At 51.4% G+C, this 12,352-nt stretch carries 11 protein-coding genes and 3 tRNA genes; 12 read left to right on the top strand and 2 right to left on the bottom strand.

Translation table 11 applies throughout. The features are described 5' to 3' along the window. Positions 1 to 74: 74 nt before the first annotated feature. The 12 genes from hutI to BZG73_RS06125 all read left to right on the top strand — a co-directional run bounded on the left by hutI (position 75) and on the right by BZG73_RS06125 (position 10,748). Positions 75 to 1,298, top strand: coding sequence for an imidazolonepropionase (gene hutI / locus BZG73_RS06180; protein ID WP_077667844.1), 1,224 nt, complete (start codon positions 75 to 77; stop codon positions 1,296 to 1,298). Then, positions 1,295 to 2,305: a formimidoylglutamase gene (hutG, locus tag BZG73_RS06175; protein WP_077667843.1), complete on the top strand. Its 1,011-nt coding sequence runs from the start codon at positions 1,295 to 1,297 to the stop codon at positions 2,303 to 2,305. The genes hutI and hutG overlap by 4 nt, the downstream gene beginning before the upstream one ends. Before the next feature lie 2 nt (positions 2,306 to 2,307). Continuing rightward, the gene (gene hutU / locus BZG73_RS06170; RefSeq protein ID WP_046073266.1) at positions 2,308 to 3,996 is read left to right on the top strand and encodes a urocanate hydratase; all 1,689 of its coding nucleotides are present in this window, start codon (positions 2,308 to 2,310) and stop codon (positions 3,994 to 3,996) included. Between the two features lie 10 nt (positions 3,997 to 4,006). After that, positions 4,007 to 5,551, top strand: coding sequence for a histidine ammonia-lyase (gene hutH, locus BZG73_RS06165; RefSeq protein ID WP_077667842.1), 1,545 nt, complete (start codon positions 4,007 to 4,009; stop codon positions 5,549 to 5,551). 159 nt (positions 5,552 to 5,710) lie between these two features. Beyond that, positions 5,711 to 6,580 carry a fructosamine kinase family protein gene (locus tag BZG73_RS06160; protein ID WP_077667841.1) on the top strand — a complete coding sequence of 290 codons (870 nt, stop codon included), beginning with the start codon at positions 5,711 to 5,713 and terminating at the stop codon, positions 6,578 to 6,580. A 35-nt stretch (positions 6,581 to 6,615) separates the two neighbouring features. Beyond that, positions 6,616 to 7,269 carry a hexitol phosphatase HxpB gene (gene hxpB / locus BZG73_RS06155; RefSeq protein ID WP_046073269.1) on the top strand — a complete coding sequence of 218 codons (654 nt, stop codon included), beginning with the start codon at positions 6,616 to 6,618 and terminating at the stop codon, positions 7,267 to 7,269. Between the two features lie 172 nt (positions 7,270 to 7,441). After that, positions 7,442 to 7,645, top strand: a complete 204-nt coding sequence (locus tag BZG73_RS06150) for a CPXCG motif-containing cysteine-rich protein (RefSeq protein ID WP_046073270.1) — start codon at positions 7,442 to 7,444, stop codon at positions 7,643 to 7,645. Between the two features lie 162 nt (positions 7,646 to 7,807). Then, complete coding sequence (locus tag BZG73_RS06145; RefSeq protein ID WP_046073271.1) at positions 7,808 to 9,178, top strand: MATE family efflux transporter; 1,371 nt, start codon at positions 7,808 to 7,810, stop codon at positions 9,176 to 9,178. 119 nt (positions 9,179 to 9,297) lie between these two features. Next, entirely contained in the window at positions 9,298 to 10,302 is a 1,005-nt protein-coding gene (locus BZG73_RS06140) for a DUF3080 domain-containing protein (protein WP_077667840.1), read from the top strand. Between the two features lie 179 nt (positions 10,303 to 10,481). Beyond that, positions 10,482 to 10,558, top strand: a tRNA-Val gene (locus BZG73_RS06135). Between the two features lie 23 nt (positions 10,559 to 10,581). Then, positions 10,582 to 10,658, top strand: a tRNA-Val gene (locus tag BZG73_RS06130). 13 nt (positions 10,659 to 10,671) lie between these two features. Next, positions 10,672 to 10,748 (top strand) — tRNA-Val (locus BZG73_RS06125). Between the two features lie 169 nt (positions 10,749 to 10,917). Here the strand turns inward: BZG73_RS06125 and BZG73_RS06120 are convergent. Continuing rightward, positions 10,918 to 11,742, bottom strand: a complete 825-nt coding sequence (locus BZG73_RS06120) for a Cof-type HAD-IIB family hydrolase (protein ID WP_077667839.1) — start codon at positions 11,740 to 11,742, stop codon at positions 10,918 to 10,920. 67 nt (positions 11,743 to 11,809) lie between these two features. Then, positions 11,810 to 12,283, bottom strand: a complete 474-nt coding sequence (locus BZG73_RS06115; protein ID WP_077667838.1) for an NYN domain-containing protein — start codon at positions 12,281 to 12,283, stop codon at positions 11,810 to 11,812. Between the last annotated feature and the right edge of the window lie 69 nt (positions 12,284 to 12,352).

Below are 12,352 nucleotides of genomic sequence, written 5' to 3'. Positions count from 1 at the left end.
AACCCCTCTTGTGCTCGCGCCCTTATTTGTCTATACATTTGTATAGACATTTATGAAGCAGTAAGGTATTCGCCATGAAGAAAGTATTTACCGACGCAAATGTGGTCAGTATGGCGAGCGATATTCGTGACAGTACCGGCTACCAGTGCCAACCCAATACAGCGATCGCCGTCGAGAACGGCAAAATTGTTGCGGTAGGACAGCAAGCCAAGCAGCTCGATTGGCCTACGCAGTCGTTAAAAGGGTGTCTCGTCACCCCGGGACTGATCGACAGTCATACCCACCTCGTGTTTGCAGGTAACCGCGCCGGTGAATTCGAGCAGCGCCTCAACGGTGTGCCCTATCAAACCATTGCAAAACAAGGTGGGGGGATTTTATCGACCGTGAATGCTACCCGTGCGGCCAGCGAAGAGACATTACTGGCGCTTGCTCYCCCTCGGGCAGAGGCGTTAATGCGTGACGGTGTCACAACAATCGAAATCAAATCAGGCTATGGGCTTACCCTCGAAGACGAGCTCAAAATGTTGCGTGTAGCAAGAGCCATTGAACAGCACTTGCCTATCAATATCTCAACGACTTTGTTAGCGGCGCATGCATTACCGCCTGAGTATCAACACGATGCCGACCATTATATTGATTATGTTTGTCACTCGGTGATCCCCGCCGCGGCAGAACAGCAACTGGCTGACGCCGTAGACGTCTTTTGTGAAAAAATAGCCTTTAGCGTCGACCAAGCAGAAAAGGTCTATGCCGCGGCCAATGCCTATGGCTTAAACATTAAAGCCCACACCGAGCAGCTCAGTGACCTTGGCGGTAGTGTGGCAGCCGCAAAGGCAGGCGCCTTGTCCGTTGATCATATTGAATACTTGTCAGAAGCTGATGCTCAGCTTTTGGCCGCGTTCAGCACGGTTGCGACCTTGCTTCCTGGCGCGTTTTACTTTTTGAGAGAAACCCAGAAACCACCTATTCAAGCACTCCGTGATCATCATGTGCCAATGGCGATCGCCACCGATTTTAATCCGGGCACATCACCGTTTGCGTCTTTAACCCTGATGATGAATATGGCCTCCACCTTTTTTAGCTTGACGCCCAAAGAGAACCTTTACGGCGTAACCCGCCATGCCGCGCAAGCGATGGGGTTGAGCCAAAAAGGCCAAATAGCACCTGGCTTTGACGCGGACTTTGCTGTTTGGCACTGCGACTCACCGGCTGAGCTTAGCTACATGGTGGGCACCGCGCCACTTGCCGGGCGCATCGTTGGCGGAACATGGTACGACAATCAAGGGGTACGAGGATGAAACATCTACCTGCAGACATGAGTGTGTGGCAAGGGCGCGTTGACCCAGAGGACGGCGAGCGCGGACTGCGCTTGCACCAAACGGTTACCTCGTACACGCCGTCGTGTGAACAAGGCGGCGTGGTGATCTACGGCTTTGCTTGTGATGAAGGTGTCGCTCGTAACAAAGGTCGTCAGGGGGCAGCTCTGGCACCGGATACAATCCGGCAGGCATTGGCGAATTTAGCTTGGCACAACGCCCCTGCCCTCTATGATGGCGGCAACATTGTCTGTGATGACACCGACCTCGTCCTTGCACAGCAAGGGCTAAGTCAACACATTCACCAAACACTATCACAGCATAATGTCTTGGTGCTGGGGGGCGGGCACGAAACGGCGTGGGCAAGCTTTCAAGGCTTATCCAGTTATGTTTCTCGCCACACGTCACCAACACACGCACCAACAATCGGTATCATTAATTTTGATGCGCACTTTGACTTGCGCACGCCACAAGGGATCAGCGAAGCCGGTAGCTCAGGGACACCCTTTGCGCAAATCGCCCAGCTTTGTCAGCAAAAAGGCTGGCCATTTCACTATGCCTGCCTAGGCGTAAGCCGAACCAGCAACACCCAGGCACTCTTTGATAAAGCCGCACAACTTGGTTGCTGGGTAGAAGAAGATACCGACATGCAGGTGGCTGCGCTACCGGCACTCAAAGCGAAATTAAGCGAATTCATCCAAGGATGTGATTACTTATACCTCACGCTCGATATGGATGTTTTTCCCGCCAGTGCCGCGCCAGGTGTGAGCGCACCAGCGACAATCGGCGTCCCAGTGCAAGTCATTGAACCACTGATTCAATCCATTTTTAGTGAAGCCGACCGGCAGCGCGTTCGTGTTCCCGTGTGCGACATCACTGAAGTTAATCCTCACTACGATCGCGACCAGCAAACCAGTCGATTAGCAGCTCGCATGGCTTGGACCATGCTACACGCCGCATCGCACCATATTCACCAACAAGGAGAGTAACCATGACGGATCCACGTTTTGATTCACGCACGGTTAAAGCCCCAACCGGGCCAGAGCTAAATACTAAAAGCTGGCTAACCGAAGCCCCCCTTCGCATGCTAATGAATAACCTACATCCAGACGTGGCCGAACACCCTAATGGCTTAGTTGTCTACGGAGGTATTGGTCGGGCCGCCCGTAATTGGCAATGTTTCGATAAAATTGTCGAGGTGCTTAAACGTCTTGATGACGACCAAACCTTGTTGGTGCAATCCGGTAAGCCTGTCGGGGTATTCCCGACCCACAAAGATGCACCCCGTGTGCTTATTGCCAACTCAAACTTGGTGCCGCACTGGGCAAACTGGGAACATTTCAATGAGCTCGATAAGCAAGGGTTAATGATGTATGGCCAAATGACCGCGGGGAGCTGGATTTATATCGGCTCTCAGGGCATTGTTCAAGGCACTTACGAAACCTTTGTTGCCGTCGCTAAGAAGCATTTCGATGGTGAAGCCAAGGGACGTTGGATCTTGACCGGTGGTCTAGGTGGCATGGGCGGCGCACAGCCGCTAGCAGCCACCATGGCTGGCTTTTCAATGATTGCGGTTGAGTGTGATGAAAGCCGCATCGATTATCGCTTGCGCACCGGCTATGTCGATCGTAAAGCCACCTCGCTTGACGAAGCCCTAGAGATGATTGAGCAAGCCAATCAAGCTGGTAAGCCCGTTTCCATTGGGTTACTGGCCAATGCGGCTGATATTTTCCCAGAGCTGGTGAAGCGCAATATCACCCCCGATGTGGTCACCGACCAAACCTCAGCCCACGATCCCCTTAACGGTTACCTACCGCAGGGCTGGACCATGGAACAAGCCGCTGCTCAGCGCAAAGAAAGCGAAGCAGAGGTCGTGAAAGCGGCGAAAGCGTCAATGGCCGTACAAGTAAAAGCGATGCTTGATTTGCAAACGCGCGGCGCGGCGACCTTGGATTACGGCAATAACATTCGCCAAATGGCACTCGAAGTGGGGGTTAACAATGCCTTTGATTTCCCAGGATTTGTCCCTGCCTACATTCGTCCGTTATTCTGCCAAGGAATTGGTCCGTTCCGCTGGGCGGCCCTGTCGGGCGATCCGGAAGATATCTATAAAACCGACCAAAAAGTCAAAGAGCTGATCCCGGACGACCCACACCTGCACAACTGGCTTGATATGGCCAAAGAGCGCATTCAATTCCAAGGCTTACCGGCACGTATTTGTTGGGTGGGTGTCAAAGACCGTGCCCGCTTGGCCCTTGCCTTTAACGAAATGGTGAAAAATGGCGAACTCAAAGCGCCCGTTGTGATTGGCCGTGACCACTTAGACTCAGGCTCAGTGGCGAGCCCGAACCGTGAAACCGAAGGCATGCTTGATGGCTCAGATGCGGTGTCAGATTGGCCATTGCTCAACGCGATGCTAAACACAGCATCAGGGGCCACCTGGGTATCTTTGCACCATGGTGGCGGTGTTGGTATGGGCTTTTCACAACACTCTGGCGTTGTCATAGTGTGTGACGGTACCGACGATGCACACCAACGTGTGGCACGCGTGCTGCGCAACGATCCTGCGACAGGCGTCATGCGCCACGCCGATGCCGGCTATGACATTGCCATTGATTGTGCCAAAGAAGAACAACTCGATCTGCCGCTGTTGGACTTACCTAACCAACCGCTGCGCTAAGGAGAGCAAGATGTACACATTAACGCTACAACCTGGTGAGCTCACCCTGGATCAACTGCGACAAGTTAGCCGAGAGCCCGTTCAACTGGCGTTTGCTGACGGCATTGAAGCCACTATGAAAACCAGCACCGACACTGTCACCAACGTCCTTGAGCAAGGACGGGTGGTCTACGGCATCAATACGGGCTTTGGCTTATTGGCCAATACCCGCATTGAGCTTGACGATCTCGAAACGCTCCAGCGCTCGATTGTACTGTCTCACGCGGCGGGCATTGGTGAGTTTATGGACGATGCCACCGTGCGCTTGATGATGGTGCTCAAAATTGCGAGCTTAGCGCGAGGCTATTCAGGGATCCGCTTTGAGGTTGTCAAAGCACTGGCAGAATTGGTCAACCGCGAGGTGTATCCCTGTATTCCTAAAAAAGGCTCCGTTGGCGCTTCAGGCGATCTTGCCCCGCTGGCTCATATGAGCACGGTACTATTGGGAGAAGGCCAAGCGCGTTATAAAGGCGAAGTGATTTCTGGTGAAGCCGCGTTAAAAATCGCTGGGTTATCGCCTATTACACTGGGGCCAAAAGAAGGGCTGGCGCTACTTAATGGTACGCAGGCGTCTACGGCCTTTGCCCTCGAAGGTCTGTTCGAGGCCGAAGATCTGTATGCCGCCGCCACGGTTTGTGGTGCATTATCAGTGGAAGCGGCACTCGGCAGTCGCCGCCCCTTCGATCAACGCATTCACGCAGTGCGCGGCCACCAAACCCAAATGGATGCCGCTGCCGCTTATCGGCATCTACTGGGTGAAACCAGTGAAATTGGTGACAGCCACCAAAACTGTGAAAAAGTGCAAGACCCTTACTCACTGCGCTGCCAGCCACAGGTGATGGGCGCCTGCTTACAGCAAATTCGCCAAGCAGCCGACGTGCTTACCACTGAAGCCAATGCAGTGTCGGATAACCCCTTGGTGTTCCCAGAAGATGGCGACATCATATCTGGGGGGAATTTCCACGCTGAGCCCGTTGCCATGGCCGCGGATAACCTGGCATTGGCGATTGCAGAAATTGGCAGCTTATCGGAACGCCGCATGGCACTGCTAATCGATAGCAACCTCAGCAAACTCCCGGCGTTTTTGGTTAACAACGGTGGCGTTAACTCTGGGTTTATGATCGCACAGGTCACTGCTGCCGCGTTGGCAAGTGAAAACAAAACCCTGGCTCACCCAGCGTCAATTGACAGCCTACCCACCTCAGCAAACCAAGAGGATCATGTTTCCATGGCCACCTTTGCCGCTCGTCGCTTGCATGATATGAGCAGCAATACACGCGGCATCTTAGCCGTCGAACTGCTATCGGCCAGTCAAGGCATTGACTTTCGCGCGCCCGATAAAACCTCGGAACGACTGGAGCAAGCCAAAGCAGAATTGCGTGGCGTGGTGCCGTTTTATGATAAAGACCGCTACTTTGCCCCTGATATTGAAAAGGCCAACGCACTGCTCAGAACCGGGACCTATAACCGCTTAATGCCAAACGGTATCTTGCCAAGTTTGACATCCGTCTCCTAACATCGGTAACGCGTTCCAAACTTGACAGTTAAACGGCTCTTTATGAGCCGTTTTTTATCTAAACTGTCGTCATATCCACAGATATTGGGCGACATCATAGGCTAATATATAACCAGTTGCTGTTACTTCCCTCTTTACCTCGATGTAACGGAGTCGCTTATGTGGCATGCCCTGTCTTTACACCTATCCGAACAACTCGGGATTGATTTCGAGATCACCGAAAAACAGGCTATCAGTGGTGGCGATATCCATGATGCCTATTGCATTAGCGATGGCGGTGATCAGCGCTTTTTCGTCAAGGTAAACGAGCGTGCACTACTCCCCGCCTTTGAAGCCGAGGCGGAAGGGTTGCGTCAACTCGCGATGAGCGGCCATATTCATGTTCCTCGGGTGTATTTTATTGGCCCCGTGAAAGACAGTGCTGTCTTGGTGCTCAACTACCTGCCCATCAAACCGATAGATGACACGCAGGCTTATTTGTTGGGGCAACACTTAGCGCGTCATCATCGCTGGGGAGAGCAAGCAGAGTACGGCTTCGATGACGATAATTTCATCGGCACCACGGAGCAGAGAAACTGTTGGCACCGCAAATGGTGTCGTTTTTTTGCCGAACAACGCATTGGTTGGCAATTGCAATTGGCGGCTGAGCGCTCGCTGCATTTTGGCGACATCGATACCATTATCGAGAATGTTAAAGCCCAACTTGTCGGCCACACGCCCAAACCTTCGTTACTGCACGGGGATCTTTGGTCTGGCAATATGGGCCTGTCGGTCAATGGTCCGGTGGTGTTTGACCCTGCCTGTTATTGGGGCGATCGAGAAGCCGATATCGCGATGACAGAGCTCTTTGGTGGTTTTCCATCAAGCTTTTACAACGGCTATCAAGCCGAGTGGCCGTTAGATGAGGGTTATCAAAATCGAAAAGATATTTACAACCTTTATCACGTACTTAACCATGTCAACTTATTCGGCGGGCCCTACCTCACACAAGCAGAACAATTGCTGACAAAACTCACACTCACGGTGTAGGATGCGGTGCACACAAACTGAGAATGAGGTTGGCGATGTTATCTGCCGCAATATTTGATATGGACGGCCTGTTGGTTGACTCAGAGCCGTTTTGGCAACGTGCACAAATTGACGTCTTAAGCGAGCTGGGTGTTTCCATCAGTTTACAAGATACGCGTGACACCACAGGCGTTCGAATTGACGAGATAGTCAAATACTACGCTCGTACTCAGCCTTGGCAAGGTCCCTCCAATGCGGATGTGCAGGCGCGAATCGTCGACCGCGTGGTTGAGTTAGTGAAAGACGAAAAGCCGATGATGCCAGGCGTTAAAGACGCGTTAGCAATTTGCCATCAAGCAGGACTAAAAGTGGGCTTGGCATCGTCGTCGCCACTCACGCTTATCCATCCTACTTTGGATGCATTGGGACTCAGTGATCAATTTGCCATCGTGGAGTCAGCCGGTGCACTTAAACACGGCAAACCTCACCCAGAGGTCTATCTTAACGCCGCCAATGCCTTGGGTGTGGAGCCCGATCACTGTGTAGCTTTTGAAGATTCATTTACTGGCCTACTTGCTGCCAAAGCGGCCTCGATGAAAACCATTGTCGTGCCTGCAGCCCATGAGTGGGAGGATCCTCGCTTTGTGATAGCCGACCAAAAGCTTGCGAGCCTTCGAGCATTTAGCGCAGATAATCTCGAATCGCTCTAGCCGTCGACATCATGATAGCAATATAAATGGCATTCACCGGCATCAAGGTGATATGCCATTTGTCGCGACGCATAGCCCAGTTTATCGATCATATTATCCCCTACGTTTATCCCCTTAGCATCCTCATCTATACTGATTTTGAGTACAGAGAATCAAAAAAAGGTGTGTAACCATGGATGATATGACTGACCGGATCGTAAATTGCCCGCACTGTGGTCATCGCTTTGATATCACATTGGATCTAAGTGGTGGCAACCAGGAGTTTTATGAAGACTGCCCAAACTGCTGCAATGCCATTCATTACGATATGCAGATCGATGAATCTCATCGAACCATTCATTTGTTTATTGATGCGGATGATGAGCAAATTTTCTAACCGTTAAGCGCGATGCCGCCGCAACGCGCCTGTTCTAAAGACTTTGCATCGCCGTGGGTGCGAAATTGATAGTGCTTTCGCTTTCCTTTCTCTTCCCCTAGCACGTATAATTGCGCGCGATTCCATTCCCCTTCCGTTCAATCACAAATTATTGAGGCCGACGTGCAGCAATACCATGATGAAGCAAGAGCCATTATTCGGCTCAGTGTGCCTGTTTTTATTGCCCAAATAGCTCAAACCTCAATGGGGTTTGTCGATACCGTAATGGCAGGTGGCTACAGTGCCACAGATATGGCTGCCGTGGCGGTTGCCTCAAGCATATGGATGCCCGCCATTTTATTTGGCATCGGCTTGTTAATGGCGATGGTCCCGGTGATTGCCCAGCTCAACGGGGCTGGCAAAGAAAATCAGATCCCCTTTCAATTTCAGCAAGGTGTATACATGGCACTGCTATTAAGCGTGCCGATTGGGCTCATCTTGTATAAAGCCGGCTTTATTATTGACTTGATGGATGTCGAAGCGGCGCTCACACTTAAAACCATTGGTTACTTGCATGCGGTGATTTGGGCCGTCCCGGCCTTCTTGCTTTTTCAGGCGATTCGCAACCTGTGCGAGGGGATGTCGTTGACCGTCCCAGCGATGGTGATTGGCTTTATCGGCCTAGCCGCCAATGTGCCGCTTAACTGGATGTTTGTCTACGGTAAGCTAGGGGCGCCAGAACTTGGCGGCGTGGGATGTGGCGTTGCCACCGCGCTGGTTTACTGGTTAATGGCGGGACTGATGGGCGTGTATGTCATGATCAGCAAAAAGCTCAGTGGCCTACACCTATTTGCAACGCTCTACACGCCGATTATTAAAGAGCAAATCCGCTTATTTAAACTCGGCTTCCCCGTGGCGGCCTCACTGTTCTTCGAGGTAACGCTGTTTGCGGCCATTGCTATTTTAATCGCCCCACTTGGGCCGATCACCGTGGCCGCGCACCAAGTGGCGATCAACTTCTCCACCATGATCTTTATGTTGCCGATGAGCCTTGGCGTAGCGGTCAGCATTCGTGTCGGCCACCTATTGGGCAAACGCACCACCGAAGGGGCGGCTAATTCCGCCAAAATCGGTATTTGGCTGGGTGTCAGCACCGCCGTGGTAACCGCCTTACTCACCGTGTGGCTACGCGACCCAATTATCGCCCTGTATTCTGATAATCCCGATGTCGCCACGCTGGCATCATCATTGATGTTATTAGCAGCTGTCTATCAGATCACCGATGCGATTCAAGTGGTTGCTGCCGGTGCTCTGCGTGGCTACAAAGACATGCGCGCCATTTTCCAACGCACCCTGATCGCCTACTGGGGGCTGGGCTTGCCACTCGGCTATGTGCTTGGCATGACAGACTGGTTGGTACCGGCCATGGGCGCGCACGGTTTTTGGGTTGGCATTATTATCGGTCTATCCAGTGCCGCGGTATTGTTGGGCCTACGCTTACGCTGGATGCGCCAGCAATCTCCTGAGTTCCAACTGGCTATGGCAGAGCGGTAAGTGTCTTACATAGCCCCAGCAATACGGATAAACTAATATTACGCAGAGCGATCGCGGGTCAGATCGCTCGCGTAACATCAGGAAGTGAGTCTAGAAAGCCAAAGGATAAAAACGACATCATGCGCCGAATACAAACTGCAATACTCGTGATATCGTTAGCAGCACTAACAGGTTGCCAATCAGATGATCCGGCCAAGGATATGATGGCCGACTATTACCAGCGACTTGGCAATGTATTGGATGCACCCACCCCCGATTTCACTTCCCCCGAACTGCCAGCGTTGCCGCGTAAACGCGATCTGGTTCAGCCGCTTGATGAACTGCGAATGGGGGTGCTCGATGCCTATGAGCTTCGCCAGTGTGGCTTATTCAACCTTATCGCGGAGCGCAATTCATCCTTGGGTAAAGTCGCGGATCGCTTTCGCCAACTTGACTACGAGCTCAAATTCATCGATACCGCGGCGCAGTGTTTGCCGCAAGTGAAGGATCCGAGCATTCAAGCTGAATTGAAACAGGCACTAACACTTAAACGCCAGCAACGGGAGAAAGTGATCTGGAATACGCTGATTGATAGTGACGCCTGGCGCAAACAACTCAGCTTACCCGCCTTTACACTTCCCATCGAACTGCCGGCACACAGTAATGCGGTTAACACTATTGAGCAGTTTAGCCAATTGATACCCTCAACCCAAGCGCCCACAGAGCCTGTTACGACTTGGCAAGAAAGTATCGAGAAACAACCCATCTTAGGCGATTTGTTTGTGAGCTTGAGCTATCACACCGCGTGGCTTAACCAAATCAGTGAACTGATCGCTAATCATCAACAGACAGTGCGTTGCGGCGGTAATTTCAATACTACACGTTTAAAGCGCCTGCAGACTGTCTTTTACAAGTTTTATGTGGGTGATGTGCAGCCATACCTTGCTCGGGTAGACGGACTTTATCGTGATCTCGCCCCCGCGCTTTCGCGCCTCGCGAGCTTAAACACCCCAGATATATTTAACGATTATAAAAAAGCCTACTGGGAGGGAGAAGCATATCAGGCGTATAAAGCGGCGATTAAGCATCATGCTGATGTCTGGCAGCAATTGTTCCAGCGCTGTGAGGTTAAGCTTGGGCAATAAAGCACCAAAAATCAGTAAGTCAGTGCAATCGCTTAGCGATATAAGCAAGATGAATACTGAAAATACCGCCATATTGACGATCAAATCGCCAAACAGTCGTTTCTGCGCAAAAATATGCGCTTAAGCGCTTGCGTGACACAGATGAACTCGCTACTATTCACCCCGCTTTCAAGCACTGTGCGTCCGTAGCTCAGCTGGTTAGAGTATCGCCTTGACATGGCGGGGGTCGGTGGTTCGAGTCCACTCGGACGCACCACTTTGCTTGAAACACTAAATTATGCGTCTGTAACTCAGTTGGTTAGAGTGTCACCTTGACATGGTGGAAGTCGGTGGTTCGAGTCCACTCAGACGCACCACATTTTGAAATTTGCGTCCGTAGCTCAGTTGGTTAGAGTACCGCCTTGACATGGCGGGGGTCGGCAGTTCGAGTCTGCCCGGACGCACCATTTCCAGAGAGCCTGCTTAAAAGCAGGCTTTTTTGTTTTGCGCAAAGACCGCTATCTGTTCTTTAAAGCAAGATAGGCTCACGCCACGTCAGTAAACGATGCCATCAGTATCATGAAATAAAACGAGGCAGGCACAAACACCCACCCCATTTGTTCATGCTTGTTCGTTTTACGCTACGGCGCTATCCGCTGCTAACACAAACTTTTCAATCGCTTTGGCCACACCGTGCTCATCATTGCTCTCGGTAATGTAATCCGCGATTTGCTTGGTTGCTTCCATGGCATTCGCCATCGCAATGCCAAGGCCTGCGTATTCCAACATTGCGTGATCGTTTTCAGCATCGCCCATGCAAATCACTTCATCAGGTTGAATGCCTAGATGCGCTGCAATGGCAGCTACCCCCGCCCCTTTATTACTAGCAGGATTTAAAAACTCGAGGAAGAAAGGCGCACTTTGCACGACCGTAAATTCCTCGCGTAGCGCGGATGGTAACGCACTGATCACTTCGTTTAACTTGCTTGGCTCTGCCACCWTCAACACTTTGATAATCGGATGATCATCGCTTAGGGCCTCGAAATCCATCACGGTAATATCCAGCCCGTTGATCTTGCCTTCAATCTCGGTATACGGATTCTGTGCTGGTGTAATCAAACCGTGCTCAGTACTAAATGCATGCACGAAGGCACCCAGTGCCTCGGCATGCTGAGCCAGCGCTTTGGCGGCTTTGCCGTCAAGCCCTTTTTGCAAGATAACTTCATCAGTACCTAGGTTTTTTACCATTGAGCCGTTGTAATACAGCACAAAGTCTTTATCCGAGCCAATTCCCAGTTCGTCTAGCTTAGGCTGCATGCCCTCAAGCGGCCGACCAGACGCCAATACCACAGTCACGCCTTTCTCACGCGCGCGGGTAATGGCTTGTTTATTCTCAGCAGATATTGCTTTCTCGCTGTTTAACAAGGTGCCGTCCATATCTAGGGCGATTAATTTGTACATCGTTTACTCACTTCAACATCAAAATAAAATCAGAAACTGTCCCAGAACTGCAAAATAAACGCCGTGCCTACAACAACATATCGTCTTCAATCGCAATAAAGCGATCGACACTGTTCACCAAGGAATTAGCCGTTAGGGAAGGCACACCAAGCACTACCGCTTCAGTGTGATAGCGCGCGCGGATTTTGTTCATCAGCAAGTCAAAATCCCCGTCACCGGATAACAGCACCACGGTATCAACCTCGGGGGCTGTTTCCATCACATCAATGGCAATCCCCACATCCCAATCCCCTTTGGTGCTGCCATCAGCGCGTTGAATATAGGGTTTTAGCTTGACGGTAAAGCCAATGTAGCGCAGGGCATCTTGAAATTTGATTTGCTGATCGTCATCGCGGCGAATGGCATAGGCATACGCAGTTACCACCTCACCCATATTATTGAGGGTTTGCCACAACTGGCGATAGTTAAACTGACGCCCGTAGGCTTGCCGTGTGGTGTAGTAGATATTTTGAACGTCGACAAAAACCGCGATTTTTTTCAAGTCAGGCTCACAGTCGGTGGGAGAATTGAAGTCAGAGAGGATACCACATCACACGACCGTGAAGACAAT

This window comes from Salinivibrio siamensis (assembly GCF_001996005.1).
GTDB classification, from domain to species: Bacteria; Pseudomonadota; Gammaproteobacteria; order Enterobacterales; family Vibrionaceae; genus Salinivibrio; species Salinivibrio siamensis.
Note: the sequence above shows the minus strand (reverse complement) of the source record. Positions and strands in the feature narration are given on the sequence as shown.